The 17,405-nt window shown below is 63.8% G+C and carries 12 protein-coding genes; 9 read left to right on the top strand and 3 right to left on the bottom strand.

Going from position 1 to position 17,405, the window contains the following annotated elements; translation table 11 throughout:
- Window positions 1-139 precede the first annotated feature (139 nt).
- The 5 genes from phbB to AC23D4_RS03360 all read left to right on the top strand — a co-directional run bounded on the left by phbB (window position 140) and on the right by AC23D4_RS03360 (window position 7,036).
- Window positions 140-877 (top strand): acetoacetyl-CoA reductase, encoded by a 738-nt coding sequence (phbB, locus tag AC23D4_RS03340; protein ID WP_472887140.1) that lies wholly within the window; start codon window positions 140-142, stop codon window positions 875-877.
- A 151-nt stretch (window positions 878-1,028) separates the two neighbouring features.
- Window positions 1,029-2,051 (top strand): tRNA dihydrouridine(20/20a) synthase DusA, encoded by a 1,023-nt coding sequence (dusA, locus tag AC23D4_RS03345; protein WP_472887139.1) that lies wholly within the window; start codon window positions 1,029-1,031, stop codon window positions 2,049-2,051.
- A 176-nt stretch (window positions 2,052-2,227) separates the two neighbouring features.
- Entirely contained in the window at window positions 2,228-4,150 is a 1,923-nt protein-coding gene (locus AC23D4_RS03350; RefSeq protein ID WP_472887138.1) for a PrkA family serine protein kinase, read from the top strand.
- A 43-nt stretch (window positions 4,151-4,193) separates the two neighbouring features.
- Entirely contained in the window at window positions 4,194-5,462 is a 1,269-nt protein-coding gene (locus tag AC23D4_RS03355) for a YeaH/YhbH family protein (protein ID WP_472887137.1), read from the top strand.
- Entirely contained in the window at window positions 5,459-7,036 is a 1,578-nt protein-coding gene (locus AC23D4_RS03360; RefSeq protein ID WP_472887136.1) for a SpoVR family protein, read from the top strand. Before AC23D4_RS03355 ends, AC23D4_RS03360 begins: the two co-directional genes overlap by 4 nt.
- A 30-nt stretch (window positions 7,037-7,066) precedes the next feature.
- On the opposite strand, the gene AC23D4_RS03365 is transcribed toward AC23D4_RS03360, so the two are convergent.
- From AC23D4_RS03365 to AC23D4_RS03375, 3 genes are all read right to left on the bottom strand, one after another.
- On the bottom strand, window positions 7,067-8,353 hold the full coding sequence (locus tag AC23D4_RS03365) for an NAD(P)/FAD-dependent oxidoreductase (protein WP_472887135.1): 1,287 nt from the start codon (window positions 8,351-8,353) through the stop codon (window positions 7,067-7,069).
- A 159-nt stretch (window positions 8,354-8,512) separates the two neighbouring features.
- A complete protein-coding gene (locus tag AC23D4_RS03370) occupies window positions 8,513-9,403 on the bottom strand; it encodes a Dyp-type peroxidase (protein ID WP_472887134.1) in 891 nt (296 codons plus the stop codon).
- 105 nt (window positions 9,404-9,508) lie between these two features.
- Window positions 9,509-10,144: a GntR family transcriptional regulator gene (locus AC23D4_RS03375; RefSeq protein ID WP_472887133.1), complete on the bottom strand. Its 636-nt coding sequence runs from the start codon at window positions 10,142-10,144 to the stop codon at window positions 9,509-9,511.
- A gap of 141 nt (window positions 10,145-10,285) precedes the next feature.
- On the opposite strand from AC23D4_RS03375, the gene scpA reads away from it, so the two are divergent.
- The 4 genes from scpA to AC23D4_RS03395 all read left to right on the top strand — a co-directional run bounded on the left by scpA (window position 10,286) and on the right by AC23D4_RS03395 (window position 17,377).
- Window positions 10,286-12,442, top strand: a complete 2,157-nt coding sequence (gene scpA / locus AC23D4_RS03380) for a methylmalonyl-CoA mutase (protein WP_472887132.1) — start codon at window positions 10,286-10,288, stop codon at window positions 12,440-12,442.
- Window positions 12,439-13,443 (top strand): methylmalonyl Co-A mutase-associated GTPase MeaB, encoded by a 1,005-nt coding sequence (gene meaB / locus AC23D4_RS03385; protein ID WP_472887131.1) that lies wholly within the window; start codon window positions 12,439-12,441, stop codon window positions 13,441-13,443. Before scpA ends, meaB begins: the two co-directional genes overlap by 4 nt.
- Window positions 13,444-13,472: 29 nt before the next feature.
- Window positions 13,473-15,005 (top strand): acyl-CoA carboxylase subunit beta, encoded by a 1,533-nt coding sequence (locus AC23D4_RS03390; RefSeq protein ID WP_472887130.1) that lies wholly within the window; start codon window positions 13,473-13,475, stop codon window positions 15,003-15,005.
- A gap of 323 nt (window positions 15,006-15,328) precedes the next feature.
- Window positions 15,329-17,377, top strand: a complete 2,049-nt coding sequence (locus AC23D4_RS03395) for an acetyl-CoA carboxylase biotin carboxylase subunit (RefSeq protein WP_472887129.1) — start codon at window positions 15,329-15,331, stop codon at window positions 17,375-17,377.
- Window positions 17,378-17,405 lie beyond the last annotated feature (28 nt).

Consider the following 17,405-nt stretch of genomic DNA (forward strand, 5'->3'; position numbering starts at 1 on the left):
CCGCGCCGCCTGCGGCGTCACCCCCAGGGGGCGGTGCGAGTGGCCCGGCGAAGCCGGTTCCACCGCACCCCTTGGCAAAGACACTATCTTCGATCACATTTTTTCCGCCACATCGGCAACACCTAGAGGAGCAAACAACATGAGTCAAAAAGTAGCGTACGTCACCGGCGGCATGGGCGGCATCGGTACCGCCATCTGCCAGCGCCTGCACAAGGAGGGCTTCAAGGTCATTGCTGGATGTGGCCCCACGCGCGATTTCACCAAGTGGCTGGACGAGCAGAAGGCCCTGGGCTACAGCTTCTACGCGTCGGTGGGCAATGTGGGTGACTGGGATTCCACCGTCGAGGCCTTCACCAAGACCAAGGCCGAACACGGCAGCATCGACGTGCTGGTCAACAACGCCGGCATCACCAAGGACCGCATGTTCCTGAAGATGTCCCGGGAAGACTGGTCGGCCGTGATCGAAACCAACCTGAACTCCATGTTCAACGTGACCAAGCAGGTCGTGCCCGACATGGTCGAAAAGGGCTGGGGACGCATCGTCAACATCTCGTCGGTGAACGGTGAAAAGGGTCAGGCTGGCCAGACCAACTACTCGGCCGCCAAGGCCGGCATGCACGGTTTCTCGATGGCACTGGCGCAGGAACTGGCCACCAAGGGTGTGACGGTCAACACCGTGAGCCCGGGCTACATCGGCACCGACATGGTCAACGCCATCCGTCCCGACGTGCTGGAAAAGATTGTTGCCACGGTGCCGGTCAAGCGCCTGGGCAAGCCGAGCGAAATCGCCTCCATCATCGCCTGGCTGGCCAGCGAAGAAGGCGGCTATGCCACGGGCGCCGACTTCTCGGTGAACGGTGGTTTGCACATGGGGTAATGGCTCCCCCTGCGCCGGGCTTCGCCCGTCACCCCCCAGGGGGCGGCACTGGCGGACCGGCGGAGCCGGATCCGCTGTGCCCTGAGCAAGGCATCTTGCTCATCGACCCCGCTTCGGCGGGGTTTTTTGTGGGCGCTGGGATAATCGGCGCATGTCTGTTTCTTCCCTTGCACCTTCGCCCTGGCGTTTGTCCGTCGCCCCCATGATGGGTTGGACGGATCGCCATTGCCGCTACTTCCACCGCTTGCTCACACGCCACACGCTGCTCTACACCGAAATGGTGACCACCGGTGCCCTGATCCACGGCAATGCGGCGCAGCACCTGCACTTCAATGAAGAAGAGCATTCGGTGGCATTGCAGCTCGGCGGCAGCGAGCCGGCCGATCTGGCCACTTGCGCGCGGCTGGGTGAACAGCGTGGTTACGACGAGATCAACCTCAACTGCGGGTGCCCCAGCGAGCGGGTGCTGCGCGGCGCTTTCGGCGCTTGCCTCATGGGTGAACCGAAGCTGGTGGCCGACGGGGTGAAGGCCATGGTGGACGTGGTGGACATCCCGGTCACGGTGAAGCACCGCATCGGCATCGACCGGGTGGAGAGCTACGACTTCGTTCGCGATTTTGTCGGCACCGTGGCCGATGCGGGTTGCAAGGTGTTCATCGTGCACGCACGCAACGCCTGGCTGAAGGGCCTGTCGCCGAAGGAGAACCGCGAGATTCCGCCACTGCGTTACGAACTGGCCTACCAGCTCAAGCGTGACTTCCCGGCGTTGACCATTGCCGTCAACGGTGGTATCACCACCCATGAGCAGATTGCTGGCCATCTGGAGCAGATCGACGGCGTGATGATCGGGCGCGAGGCGTACCACAATCCCTGGCTCATGTCCGAATGGGATGCCCGCTTTTTTGGGGCGCCAACCGAAGGATCCATGATGACGCGCGAAGCGGTCGAGCTGGCGATGGTGGAATACATGGAGCGTGCTGCTGCTGAAGACGGCGCGCCCTGGTATTCCATCGCCAGCCACATGCTGGGTTTGCGCCATGGTCTGCACGGTGCGCGCAAGTGGCGCCAGGTGTGGAGCGACCACCGGTTGAAACCCTTGCCGGCGCGGGAAGTCTGGGCCATGGCGCAGAACCATGTGAACACGAACAAGGAAGGTGCATTCGCTGAGGTGTGATCTGAACTTTTCCGGACCGGCATCCTCACACGCTCAGGATCTGTAGAAGACACCTGTTTCGGGTGGCGCAGGTTCAGAGCCAGGCGGGACGAGGGTATCCGGCTGGCGCCAGCCCTGGCGGGGAGCGGGTCGGGGTTGGTGGATTTGCATGGGCACGCTCCGGACTAGGAGGTCGTATGGATGCCGTCCGTCATTTCCTGACCCGATACGAGCAGACGCGTGAAGACGAGCTCTCGATCGAGGAATACCTGGATGCCTGCAAGCGCGATCCGCTGGTGTATGCCACAGCGCCCGAGCGCATGCTGGTGGCCATCGGCGAGCCGGAGTTGCTCGACACCCGGCACGACCAGCGCCTCTCGCGCATCTTCGGCAACAAGGTCATCAAGATCTACCCCGCGTTTCGGGACTTCTACGGGCTGGAAGAACCGATCGAGCAGGTGGTCTCCTATTTCCGCCACGGGGCCCAGGGGCTGGAGGAGCGCAAGCAGATCCTCTACCTGCTCGGGCCCGTGGGCGGCGGCAAGTCCTCGATTGCCGAGCGCCTGAAGCAGCTCATGCAGCAGGTGCCGTTCTACGCGCTCAAGGATTCGCCGGTCAACGAATCGCCGCTGGGCCTGTTCAACGCGGCCGAAGACGGCGAACTGCTGCACACGCAGTACGGCATCGCGCCACGCTATCTGGAGCGTGTCATGTCGCCCTGGGCGGTCAAGCGGCTGGAAGAGTATGGCGGCGACATCCGGCGTTTCCGGGTGGTCAAGCGCTTTCCCTCGGTGTTGCGGCAGATCGCGATCGCCAAGACCGAGCCGGGCGATGAAAACAACCAGGACATTTCTTCGCTGGTCGGCAAGATCGACATCCGTCGGCTTGAAACCTTTGCTCAGGACGACACCGACGCCTACAGTTACTCGGGTGGCTTGTGCCTGGCCAACCAGGGCTTGCTGGAGTTCGTGGAGATGTTCAAGGCACCGATCAAGGTGCTGCACCCGCTGCTGACCGCGACCCAGGAAGGCAACTTCAAAGGCACCGAAGGTTTCGGCGCAATCCCGTTCGACGGTATCGTGATGGCGCACTCCAACGAGAGCGAGTGGAAGGCCTTCCGCAACAACAAGAACAACGAAGCCTTCCTCGACCGCATCTACATCGTCAAGGTGCCGTACTGCCTGCGGGTGACGGAAGAAATCAAGATCTACGAGAAGCTGATCCGCAACTCGTCGCTGTCGCAGGCCGTCTGTTCCCCAGGTACGCTGAAGATGCTGGCGCAGTTTGCGGTCTACACCCGCCTGAAGGAGCCCGAAAACTCCAGCATCTTCAGCAAACTGCTGGTCTACGACGGCGAGAATCTCAAAGACACCGATCCCAAGGCCAAGAGCTACCAGGAGTACCGCGACTACGCGGGCGTGGACGAGGGCATGAGCGGCATCTCCACGCGCTTCGCGTTCAAGATCCTCTCGCGGGTGTTCAACTTCGACAGCACCGAGGTGGCGGCCAACCCGGTACACCTGATGTATGTGCTGGAGCAGCAGATCGAGCGCGAGCAGTTCCCGGCCGAGACCGAGCAGAAGTACCTGGCCTTCATCAAGGAGACGCTGGCGGTGCGCTACGCCGAGTTCATCGGCAAGGAAATCCAGACCGCCTACCTGGAGTCGTACTCCGAGTACGGCCAGAACATCTTCGACCGCTACGTGACCTACGCCGACTTCTGGATCCAGGACCAGGAGTTCCGTGACACCGATACCGGCGAGATCTTCGACCGGTCTTCGCTCAACGCCGAGCTGGAGAAGATCGAAAAGCCCGCCGGTATCAGCAACCCGAAAGACTTCCGCAACGAGATCGTCAACTTCGTGCTGCGCGCACGGGCCAACAACGCGGGCAAGAACCCGCTGTGGACCAGCTACGAAAAGCTGCGCGCGGTGATCGAGAAGAAGATGTTCTCCAACACCGAAGACCTGTTGCCGGTGATCTCGTTCAACGCCAAGGCCAGCGCCGACGAACAGAAGAAACACGAAGACTTTGTCAACCGCATGGTCGACAAGGGCTACACCACGCGCCAGGTGCGCCTTCTGTGCGACTGGTACCTGCGCGTGCGCAAGAGCTCCTGAGCGCCCGGGGCCGTTGTCCCGAAAACCAGAAAGGCGGGTCTCCATGCTGCAGCAGATCGTCGATCGCCGGCTGTCGGGCAAGAACAAGTCCATCGGCAACCGCGAGCGCTTTTTGCGCCGCTACCGCGACCAGATCCGCGACGCGGTGAAGAAGGCCGTCTCCGGCCGCAGCATCCGGGACATCGAGCAGGGCGAAGACATCACGCTGCCCCGGCGCGATGTGTCCGAGCCGGTGTTTGGCCACGGCCAGGGCGGGGTGCGCGAGACGGTGCACCCGGGCAACCGCGAGTACGTGCGGGGCGACCGTGTCGGTCGGCCACCATCGGGTGGCGCGGGCGGAGGCGGACGGGGCAGTCAGGACGGTGGCGGGGAAGACGATTTTGTTTTCCGCATCACGCGCGACGAGTTCATGCAGATCTTCTTTGACGACCTGGCCTTGCCGCACCTGGTGCGCACGCAGTTGCTGCCCGATGCACCCGAATGGAAGTCGCAGCGCGCGGGCTACGTGTCGGCTGGCAACCCGGCGAGTCTGCACGTGGTGCGCTCGATGCGCACTTCGCTGGGGCGGCGCATTGCCATGGGCGGTGAACTGCGGCAGCACCTGCGTGAACTGCAGGACGCGCTGGCCAAAGCCGAGCGGCTGGACAGCACGCCGCGCGAGGAAATCCATGCGCTCCAGCAGCGCATCGAGGCCTTGATGCGCCGGGTGCGCCGGATTCCGTTTCTCGATCCGCTGGATCTGCGGTTTCGCAACCGGGTGCGCATTCCGCAGCCGACCGCCAAGGCGGTGATGTTCTGCCTGATGGATGTGTCGGGCTCGATGGATGAGGAGCGCAAGGACATTGCCAAGCGCTTCTTCATCCTGCTCTACCTGTTCCTGCAACGGCACTACGAACGCACCGACGTGGTGTTCATCCGCCACCACACGCAGGCCGCCGAGGTGGGGGAAACCGAGTTCTTCCAGGCGACCGAAAGCGGGGGCACGGTGGTCTCCAGCGCGCTGACACTGATGCACGAGGTCATCCAGGCGCGTTATCCGCCGGGCGACTGGAACATCTACGGCGCCCAGGCCTCGGACGGTGAAAACTGGTACAAGGATTCGGCGCTGTGCCGAGATCTGTTGCAACAGAAGCTGCTGCCCCTGGTGCGCTACTACGCCTATGTGCAGGTCGCCGGCGACGAGCAGAACCTCTGGGAAGAGTACGACCAGGTGCGCCGGAACGAGCCGAACTTTGCCATGCGCCGGATCACCGATGCCGCCGACATCTACCCGGTGTTTCGCGAGCTGTTCAGGAAGGCAGGTACCTCATGATGCACGCCGAAGATGCACCGCGGGAACCGGTGCCCGAGATTGGCGGCGATCCCGCTCCCGCTCCCGCGGGTCGGGACCGGCAGCCCTTGCCCTGTCCATCGGACTGGACCTTTGAACTCATCGAGACCTACCACGCAGAGATTGCGCGCGTGGCGCGCGACTTCGGACTGGACACCTACCCGGTGCAACTGGAGGTCATCACCGCCGAACAGATGATCGATGCCTACGCTTCGGTGGGCATGCCGGTCAACTACCGCCACTGGTCCTTCGGCAAGCAGTTCATCGCGACCGAAAAACACTACCGGCGCGGTCAGATGGGGCTGGCCTACGAGATCGTGATCAACTCCGATCCCTGCATCGCCTACCTGATGGAAGAGAACACCATGACCATGCAGGCGCTGGTGATCGCGCACGCCTGCTACGGCCACAACTCGTTCTTCAAGGGCAACTACCTGTTCCGCATGTGGACCGACGCCGAGTCCATCATCGACTACTTGGTCTATGCCCGAAACTATGTCACGGAGTGCGAGGAGCTGCATGGCATCGAAGCGGTGGAGGCGTTGCTGGATTCGTGCCATGCGCTCATGAGCCAGGGCGTGGACCGCTACCGGCGTTCGCAAAAGCCTTCGCTGGCGGAGGAAGAGGTGCGGCGCAAGGACCGCGAGGCCTATCTGCAGCAGCAGGTCAACGACCTCTGGCGCACCCTGCCCAAGGGGTCGGACAAGCAGGTGGAAAAGTCCAGCCGGCGTTTCCCGCCCGAGCCCGAGGAGAACCTGCTGTACTTCATCGAGAAACACGCGCCGCTGCTGGAACCCTGGCAGCGCGAGGTGGTGCGCATCGTGCGCAAGGTGGCGCAGTATTTTTACCCGCAGCGCCAGACCCAGGTGATGAACGAAGGGTGGGCCACGTTCTGGCACTACACCCTGCTCAACGCCCTGTACGACGAAGGCCGCCTGACCGATGGCTTCATGATCGAGTTCCTGCGCTCGCACACCAACGTGGTCTGCCAGCTGCCGGTGGGACACCCGGGTTACAGCGGTGTCAACCCGTATGCGCTGGGCTTTGCGATGTTCAGCGATCTCAAGCGCATCTGCGAAAACCCCACGCTGGAAGACCGGCAGTGGTTTCCCGATCTGGCGGGCAGCGACTGGCGGTCGACACTGCATCACGCCATGCGCAACTACCGCGACGAAAGCTTCATCGGGCAGTTTCTTTCACCGCGGCTCATGCGCGAGATGCGGCTGTTTTCCATTGTCGATGACGCGGCAGAACTGGAACTGGAAGTGGTCGCCATCCACGACGAGGCGGGCTATCGACGGGTTCGCGAAGCGCTGGCGCGACAACACGACCTGAGCGAACGGGAGCCCAACATCCAGGTCTGGAATGTGGCCGTTCGTGGCGACCGTTCGCTCACCTTGCGCCACAGCCGCCAGCACGACCGGCCCCTGAGCGACGACGTCCGGGAGGTGCTCAAGCACGTGTCCCGCCTGTGGGGCTTCAAGGTGCAGCTCGAAAGCGTGGACAGCCACGGCAAGGTTGTGCAGCGCTGGGAGGCGGAACCCGCGCCGCACTAAGGGTGCGTGCCACCGCGCTTCGCAGCTGGATCAAGGGCCTTGTTTGCCCTTGAGCTTGGTGATGCCGATGAAGTCCATGATGAGCTTTTCGTAGATCGGCTCGGACGTGCCCTTCTGCATCTTGCGCATGAAGTACTTCTCGAACGCGACCTTGGCCAGGTGCACCCACTTGCCTTCGCTGAACCAGCTCACGTTGCGCGGCGGGATCTGCGGCAGGGCCACGAAGGCCGCGCCGGTGTCGCCGAAGTCGGCCAGGCAGACCGTGTTCCAGGTGGCCTTGTGCGTGGGCTCCTGGCCGTCGAGCAGTTCGCGGATGTTGTGCGCCGTCGCCGTGACCATGGACTCGATCATGTAGCCGGTCTTGGGCGTGCCGCAGGGGATGGGGGTGACCTCCACCGGCGGAATCGCGACACAGACACCGATGCTGAAGATGTTCTTGAACTTGGCGTTGCGCTGGTGTTCGTCGATGGTGATGAAGCCACGCGGGTTGGTCAGGCCTTCGATGCCGAACACCGCGTCCACGCCCTTGAAGGCGGGCAGCATCATGCTGTGCTTGAAGGGCAGCACGTGGTCCTTGATGGGCTTGCCCTGGTCGTCGTGCTCGGTGACGAACATCTGGCCCGCTTCCACCTTGGTGGTCTTGGCGTTGCAGATCCACTTGATGTGGCGCTGGCGCATGGCCGATTCGAGCATGCCTTTGGAATCGCCCACGCCGCCCAGGCCCAGGTGGCCGATGTAGGGTTCGGAGGTCACGAAGGTCATGGGCACCTTGTCGCGGATCTTGCGCTTGCGCAGGTCGGTGTCCATGATCATCGCGAACTCGTAGGCCGGGCCGAAGCAGGAGGCACCCTGCACCGCGCCCACCACGATCGGGCCGGGCGCCTGCACGAACGCGTCCCAGGCTGTCTTGGTGGTCTCGGCGTGGCTGACGTGGCAGATCGACTGCGTGTGGCCGCCAAACGGACCCAGGCCCTCGACCTCGTCAAACGCGAGCTTGGGGCCGGTGGCGATGACGAGGTAGTCGTAGTCCACCCGGCTGCCGTCTTCCAGTTCGACCTGGTTGGCATCCGGGTGGACGCGTTTGGCGCGCTGGATGATGGACTCGATACCTTTTTTGGCCAGCGCCGGGGCGATGTCGACCTCGATGTCTTTTCGGGTGCGCCAGTTCACCGCCACCCAGGGGTTGGACGGGACGAAATGGAACTTGGGTGCTTCGCTGATGACCGTGACCGTGTCGCCGGGCCGGGCCAGTGCCTTCATTTCATAGGCCATGGGCATGCCGCCGAGACCGGCGCCGAGAATGACGATTCGAGCCATGGGTATATCTCCGTCGCGATGGTTGGGTGGGACAAGAATTATTAAATCCGCAATTGCTTATATTGCGCGCACATGAGGTACAGGTGTCTTGGTATATACCCTATGGTGTATGCCGTCGAAGCACAGTGGGCCTCACTTCTTCTGTGCTCCGACCAGTGTTTATACGCCCACTGCGCGCAGGTCGATGAGCCCTTCTTTCACAGGCGGGCACCAGAAATAGGCGCCGGTTTCGGGTTCGGTGAAGGTGAACAGGGCGTCGGTCAAACCATCTTCAGCGCCCGACATGCGGCGCAACAGGGCCTCGTAGGCGTCGAACGAGTGGCCAAACGCGGTGAAAACGAGGCCACCTTCATTGCCCTCGGCCCAGGGCATGGAACGGCGCAGCACAAAGGCCTCGGGATCAAAGCTTTCCTGCGCGGTGCGCTTCACATGGGCCGACTCGGGTGCATCGTCGATTTCTTCGTTGGTGTCGTGGGTGCGGCCGAAGGTGTGGTCCTGCTGTTCGCGGGGCATGGCTTCGAAGCGGCTCATGTGGTGGCGCCAGCGCTGCATTGCCACAAAACTGCTGCCCGCCAGCAGGCCCGCACTTTCGGGCAGAAAGGCCGCGGCCAGGGCCTTTTCACCCTCGGGGTTTTCGGTGCCGTCTTCGTAGCCGGTGAGGTCCTTGCCGTTGTCGTGGTTGAAGGCGTCGGTGATGTCGCTGACATCAAACGCGGGCGCCAGCAAGGTTTCAATGTGGCGGCTGCGGATCAGCAGATGGCCACGGTCGGTGCCGCGCAGCCAGACCAGCAGGTCGGTGGGTGTGGCGGGCAGTTTGATGAGCGCGCCTTCAATGCCGCTGAAGGTCTTGAGCCCGGGAATTTCTGCGCCAAGTTCGCGCACCAGCGAAGCGCCCAGCGCCACCACGGTGGAAAGCCCATCGGCCTGGCTGCCCAGTCGGCGCAGCACCGTCCGGGGCTCGGCGCCCACGCGCAACTGGCAGGACAGGTAGCGGCCCTGGGCCGGAATGGGTTCAAGAATGCCGGGTTGGGCCAGATGGGCAACGGACATGGGGACTCCTGGGACTCGTCGGATCACATACCCCCGCCCGGTGTTTGACGGGCAGGGCCTGGCCCGGAATTTACCAGTGAGCCGGCCGCAGAAGGCCGGGTTGTGTCAGGTCGCGGCTTCGAGCCCGTTCTGGAAGTGCTCGTGCATGCGCTGCTGGGTCAGCGCGGCGTTGCGCGCGAGCAGGGCGGTCATGATGGCGCGGTGTTCGGCGAGCGACTCGTCGATGCGCCCGGTCTTGAACAGCGAGTTGTGGCGGTTCAGCTTCATGACCTTGCGCAGGTCTGCCACCATCTGCTCCCGCCAGCGGTTGCTGGCGATTTCGAGCAGGCGCATGTGAAAGCGCTCGTTCAGGGCGAAGAAGCGGTTGCGGTCGTCGGCGGCGGCTTCGATCTCGGCGTGCAGCCCCTGGAGTTCGGCGAGTTCGGCGTCGCTCGCGCGCTGCGCCACCACGCCCGCAGCGTCCGACTCCAGCAGCGCCAGCAGGTGGTAGACGTCGGCCAGGTCCTTGTCGGACACTTCGGTCACGTAGGCACCGCGGCGCACCTTCATCGTCACCAGGCCTTCGGCCGCCAGCACCTTCAGCGCTTCGCGCAGCGGCGTGCGACTGATGCCGTATTCCTCGGCGATCTTGAGCTCGTCGATCCAGCTGCCGGGCTCCAGTTCGCGGCTGAAGATGCGCTGGCGCAGCAGCTCGGCGACTTCTTCATACAGGGCGCGGGGGGCGAGGGACAAGGCGGACATGGGGCGAGTGGTTGGGAAAACGGTGTGTGACGGGCTGCTGATTGTAAGACCGCAGGAATATTTTGCATCAATAATTATGAATGATATAAAATCGCCGGCGCTCCCGTGTTGTCCTTCTGTTGTTACAAGTACCTGCCTGCCATGAGCCACAAACAGCCCGAATTTGCCCCCGCCACCCTCGAAGCCTGGACCAAGGCGGCCCAGAAGTCCGCGCCCGGCGGTGACGTGAACGCGCTGAACTGGTTGACGCCCGACGGCATCAGCGTCAAGCCGCTGTACACGGCCGAAGACACGGTCAACCTGCCGCACACCAACACCTTGCCGGGCTTTGAGCCCTTCATCCGTGGCCCGCAGGCCACCATGTACGCGGTGCGGCCCTGGACGATCCGCCAGTACGCCGGTTTCTCCACCGCCGAAGAATCCAACGCTTTCTACCGCAAGGCGCTGGCCGCGGGTGGGCAGGGCGTGTCGGTCGCCTTCGACCTGGCCACCCACCGCGGTTACGACTCCGACCACCCGCGCGTGACCGGCGACGTGGGCAAAGCCGGCGTGGCGATCGACTCGGTCGAGGACATGAAGATCCTGTTCAATGAGATCCCGCTGGACAAGGTCAGCGTCTCCATGACCATGAACGGCGCCGTGCTGCCGGTGTTGGCCGGCTATGTGATCGCGGCCGAAGAGCAGGGCGTGTCGCAGGACAAATTGAGCGGAACCATTCAGAACGACATTCTGAAAGAGTTCATGGTGCGCAACACCTACATCTACCCGCCCGAGCCGTCGATGAAGATCATCGGTGACATCATCGAGTACACGGCCCAGCACATGCCGAAGTTCAACTCGATCTCGATCTCGGGTTACCACATGCAGGAAGCAGGCGCCAACCAGGCGCTGGAGCTGGCCTTCACTCTGGCCGATGGCAAGGAGTATGTGAAGACCGCCATCGCCAAGGGCATGGATGTGGACGGTTTTGCCGGGCGCCTGAGTTTCTTCTGGGCGATCGGCATGAACTTCTACCTGGAAATCGCCAAGATGCGCGCGGCCCGTCTGCTGTGGACGCGCATCATGAAGGGCTTCGACGCCAAGAACCCCAAGAGCCTGATGCTGCGCACGCACTGCCAGACCTCCGGCTGGTCGCTGACCGAGCAGGACCCCTACAACAACGTCGTGCGCACCACCATCGAAGCCATGGCCGCGGTGTTCGGCGGCACCCAGAGCCTGCACACCAATGCCTTCGATGAAGCCATTGCACTGCCCACCGACACCAGTTCGCGCATCGCCCGCAACACGCAGCTGGTGATCCAGGAAGAGACCCACATCACCAGCGTGGTCGACCCCTGGGCCGGCTCTTACATGATGGAGTCGCTCACGCAGGAAATGGCCGACAAGGCCTGGGCCATCATCGAAGAGGTCGAAGCCATGGGCGGCATGACCAAGGCCGTGGACAGCGGCTGGGCCAAGCTGAAGATCGAAGCGGCGGCGGCCGAGAAGCAGGCGCGCATCGACTCGGGCAAGGACGTGATCGTTGGCGTCAACAAATACAAGCTCAAGACCGAAGACGCCATCGAGGCACGCGACATCGACAACGTGGCGGTGCGCGACGGCCAGATTGCTCGACTGAAACAGATCAAGGCCAATCGTGACGCAGCCAAGGTGGAAGCGGCGCTCAATGCGCTGACCGCGTCCGCCGAATCGGGCCAGGGCAACCTGCTGGACCTGTGCATCCAGGCCATGCGCCTGCGCGCCACTGTGGGCGAGGTGAGCGATGCGCTGGAAAAAATTTTTGGGCGCCACCGCGCCGATACACAAAAGGTGACCGGTGTGTACGCTGCCGCTTACGACTCCGCCGAAGGCTGGGACCAGCTCAAGGCCGAAATCAACGACTTCGCCGCCGCGCAAGGTCGCCGCCCGCGCGTGATGATCAGCAAGCTCGGCCAGGACGGCCACGACCGCGGCGCCAAGGTGGTGGCCACGGCCTTCGCCGATCTGGGCTTTGACGTCGATATGGGCCCGCTGTTCCAGACGCCCGAAGAATGCGCCCGCCAGGCGATCGAGAACGACGTGCACGCCGTGGGCGTCTCGACGCTCGCCGCCGGCCACAAGACCCTGGTGCCGGCCATCATTGCCGAGCTGAAGAAGCAGGGCGCCGACGACATCATCGTATTCGTCGGTGGCGTGATTCCCCGCCAGGACTACGAGATGCTGTACGAGGCTGGTGTCAAGGGCATCTATGGCCCCGGCACGCCCATTCCCGCCAGCGCGAAGGACGTGCTGGAGCAGATCAAGAAGGCGCTTGCGTGATTCCTGCCGAGTTGCAGGCCGGCGTCCTGACCGGCACCGGCGCCGTACAGCGCCGCGCCATGGCCAAGGCCATCACGCTGCTGGAATCGACCCGCGCCGACCACCGTGCGCTGGGCGATGCGTTGCTGACGGCGCTGCTGCCGCACACCGGCCAGTCGTTCCGGCTCGGCATCAGCGGTGTGCCCGGCGTGGGCAAGAGCACCTTCATCGAGGCGCTGGGCCTGTACCTGATCGGGCTGGGCCACCGCGTGGCGGTGCTGACCATCGATCCCTCGTCCACCGTCTCGGGTGGCTCCATCCTGGGCGACAAGACCCGCATGGAGCACCTGAGCGTGCACGAGAAGGCCTACATCCGCCCCAGCCCGAGCAGCGGCACGCTGGGCGGCGTGGCCGAGAAGACGCGCGAGGCCATGCTGGTCTGTGAGGCGGCGGGCTATGACATCGTGATGGTGGAGACCGTGGGTGTGGGCCAGAGCGAAACCGCCGTGGCGAACATGACCGACATGTTCTGCCTGCTGCAACTGCCCAACGCAGGCGACGACCTGCAGGCGATCAAGAAGGGCGTGATGGAGCTGGCCGACCTGGTGGTCATCAACAAGGCCGACATCGACCCCGACGCCGCCACCCGCGCCCGCGCGCAGATCACCTCTTCATTGCGCCTGCTCGGTTTGCACGGTCACCCCGAGCATGCTCACCACGATCACAACATCTGGCACCCGCAAGTGATCCAGATCAGCGCGCTGCACAACCAGGGCGTGGACAGCTTCTGGGCCGAAGTGTCCCGATTCCGCACGGTGCAGACCGCCAACGGCCGGCTCGCCGCGCGCCGCCAGCACCAGGCGGGCGCCTGGATGTGGGAGCGGATCGACGCCGGCCTGAAACAACGCTTCCGTGAACACCCACAGATCCGCGCGCGGCTCGACGACACCACCCGCCGGGTGCTGGCCGGTGAACTACCGGCGTCGACCGCCGCCCGCCAGTTGCTTGAACTGTTTGACTGAATCCGAACCGATTTTTCTGGAGAAAACGCATGCAAGAAATCCTGGACCAACTGGAGCAAAAGCGCGCCGCAGCCCGCCTCGGCGGCGGGCAGAAGCGCATCGACGCGCAGCACGCCAAGGGCAAGCTGACCGCGCGCGAGCGGCTGGAGGTGCTGCTTGACGAGGGCACGTTCGAAGAGTGGGACATGTTCGTCGAGCACCGCTGCACCGACTTCGGCATGCAGGACAACAAGATCCCCGGCGACGGTGTGGTCACGGGCTACGGCATGATCAACGGCCGCCTGGTGTTCGTTTTCAGCCAGGACTTCACGGTCTTCGGTGGCGCGCTCTCCGAAGCGCATGCCGAGAAGATCTGCAAGGTGATGGACCAGGCCATGAAGGTCGGCGCGCCGGTGATCGGCCTGAACGATTCGGGCGGCGCCCGCATCCAGGAAGGCGTGGCCTCCCTGGGTGGCTATGCCGACGTGTTCCAGCGCAACGTGATGGCCAGCGGCGTGGTACCGCAGATCAGCATGATCATGGGCCCCTCGGCCGGCGGCGCGGTGTATTCGCCCGCCATGACCGACTTCATCTTCATGGTCAAGGACTCGAGCTACATGTTCGTGACCGGCCCCGAGGTGGTGAAGACCGTGACGCACGAAGAAGTGACCGCCGAAGAACTGGGCGGCGCCGTAACGCACACGACCAAGAGCGGTGTGGCCGACCTCGCGTTCGAGAACGATGTCGAGGCGCTGCTGATGCTGCGCCGGCTCTACAACTACCTGCCGCTCTCGAACCGCGAAAAGGCGCCCGTGCGCCCCAGCGGCGACCCGATCGACCGCATGGAGCTGAGCCTGGACACGCTGGTGCCGGACAACCCGAACAAGCCTTACGACATGAAGGAGCTGATCGTCAAGACGGTGGACGACGGCGACTTCTTCGAGCTGCAGCCCGAGTACGCGAAGAACATCCTGATCGGCTTCGCCCGCATGGACGGCCAGACGGTCGGGATCGTGGCCAACCAGCCGCTGGTGCTGGCCGGTTGCCTGGACATCAAATCGAGCATCAAGGCCGCACGCTTCGTGCGTTTCTGCGATGCCTTCAACATTCCGGTGATCACCTTCGTGGACGTGCCCGGCTTCATGCCCGGTACTTCGCAGGAGTACGGCGGCATCATCAAGCACGGCGCCAAGTTGCTCTACGCCTACGCCGAGTGCACGGTGCCCAAGATCACCGTGATCACGCGCAAGGCCTACGGCGGTGCCTACGACGTGATGAGCTCCAAACACCTGCGCGGCGACGTCAACTTCGCCTGGCCCAACGCCGAGATCGCGGTGATGGGCGCCAAGGGCGCGGTGGAAATCATCTTCCGCGAAGAGAAGAAGGACCCGGCCAAGCTGGCCGGGCGCGAGGCCGAATACAAGGCCCGCTTCGCCAACCCCTTCGTGGCCGGCGCGCGCGGCTTCATTGACGACGTGATCCTGCCGCACGAGACCCGCAAGCGCATCTGCCGTTCGCTGGTGATGCTGAAGGACAAGAAACTGGAAAACCCGTGGCGCAAGCACGGCAACATTCCGCTGTGATTTCTTTTGTGCGTGCCATGGTTTTCTCTGACGCTGAATCGGGCGGCGCGGACGTTTTGCTCCGTGTCCCCCGCGCTGCGCGCTCCTCCTTTACCTCCGCAAAACGCCCGCACCACCCGATTCCGAGTGACGCGTGTTCGGCCGGTTTCGTCTTCACCTCCTTCGCAGCCATGGGCACGGTGTGCCTGTCGCAGCGAAGTCAAGGAGGAGCCGACCGCAGGTCGGCGGGGGACATGAGCGGAGGCAGGCACGCCGTGCCCATGGCGGGTTCAGCACCAACTCACCGAACAAACAACACACTTGCTCTCGTCTAGGAGACTGAAATGTTCACCAAAATTCTCATTGCCAACCGTGGCGAAATCGCCTGCCGCGTGATCGCCACCGCGAAGAAGATGGGCATCGCCACCGTGGCGGTGTATTCCGAAGCCGACAAAGAAGCGCGCCACGTTCAGCTCGCTGACGAGGCTGTGCTGATCGGCCCGGCCGCGTCGCGCGAGTCCTACCTCGTCGCCGACAAGATCATCGCCGCGGCCCAGGCCACCGGCGCGCAGGCCATTCACCCCGGCTACGGGTTCCTGTCGGAAAACGAAGCCTTCGCCAAACGCTGTGAAGACGAAGGCATCGCCTTCATCGGCCCGCGCCATTTTTCCATCGCGGCCATGGGCGACAAGATCGCCTCCAAGAAGCTGGCGCTGGAGGCCAAGGTCAACACCATTCCGGGCTGGAACGACGCCATCGAAACCGCAGAGCGCGCGGTGGAGATCGCCAAGGACATCGGCTACCCCGTGATGATCAAGGCCTCGGCCGGTGGCGGCGGCAAGGGCCTGCGCGTGGCCTTCAACGACAAGGAAGCGTTTGAAGGCTTCACCAGCTGCCGCAACGAAGCGCGCAACAGCTTCGGCGACGACCGCGTGTTCATCGAAAAATACGTGCTGGAGCCGCGCCACATCGAGATCCAGGTGCTGGGCGATTCGCACGGCAACGTGATTTATCTGAACGAGCGGGAATGCTCGATCCAGCGCCGCCACCAGAAAGTGATCGAAGAGGCGCCGTCGCCCTTCATCTCCGACGCCACGCGCAAGGCCATGGGCGAGCAGGCCGTGGCCCTGGCCAAGGCGGTGAAGTACCAGAGCGCCGGCACGGTGGAGTTCGTGGTCGGCAAAGACCAGGACTTCTACTTCCTGGAGATGAACACCCGCCTGCAGGTGGAGCACCCGGTGACGGAGTGCATCACCGGCGTCGATCTGGTGGAGCTGATGATCCGCGTCGCCGCGGGCGAGCAGTTGCCGATCACGCAGGACCAGGTGCAGCGCAACGGCTGGGCCATCGAGTGTCGTATCAACGCCGAAGACCCGTTCCGCAACTTCCTGCCCAGCACCGGCCGCCTGGTGCGCTTCCAGCCGCCGGCGCAGACCATGCACCAGGCCAACACCGCCGACCTGTTCGGCGTGCGCGTGGACACGGGTGTGGTCGATGGCGGCGAGATCCCGATGTACTACGACTCGATGATCGCCAAGCTCATCGTGCACGGCAAGGACCGCAATGAAGCCATTGCCAAGATGCGCGAGGCGCTCAACGGTTTCGTGATCCGCGGCATCAGCAGCAACATCCCGTTCCAGGCCGCGCTGCTGGCGCACCCGAAGTTCGTGTCGGGTGACTTCAACACCGGCTTCATCGCCGAGCACTACGCCCACGGCTTTCGCGCTGAGGACGTGCCGCACGACGATGCCGACTTCCTGGTGGCGCTGGCCGCCTTCGTGCGCCGCAAGTCGCGCGAGCGCGCAGCGGGCCTGACCGGCCAGTTGCCGGGCTATGGCGTGAAGGTCGGTCACGACTTCAGCGTGATCACCTTGGGGAACAGCGGCGAAAACCGCTACACGGCGGTGCACGTGGACGAGGTGGTGGGGCAGGTCGGTTCCGCGGTGGTCACGGTGGAGGGCAAGCGCTTTGCGATCAGCAGCCCCTCGCGCCTGAACGACGTCTGCATCACCGGCGCGTGCAACGGCCAGCCCTTCACCGCCCAGGTGGAACGTGGCACGCTGCGCAACCCGCTGGCCCTGGTGGTGCAGCACAACGGCACGCGCATCGAAACCGTGGTGGTGTCCGCCCGCATGGCCGAGCTGCACCGGCTGATGCCGTTCAAGGCGCCGCCGGACATGAGCCGGTACGTGCTCTCGCCCATGCCCGGCCTGCTGGTCGACGTGGCGGTGCAGGTGGGCCAGAAGGTGCAGGCGGGCGAGCGCGTGGCCGTGATCGAGGCCATGAAGATGGAGAACGTGCTGTTCGCCGCGGCCGACGGCGTGGTCTCCAAGGTGCTGGCCGCCAAGGGCGAATCGCTGGTGGTCGACCAGCCGATCGTCGAGTTCGGCTGATCCCGGCCGAACACACTGGCACACAGAC

Source organism: Hydrogenophaga sp. L76 (assembly GCF_057654755.1).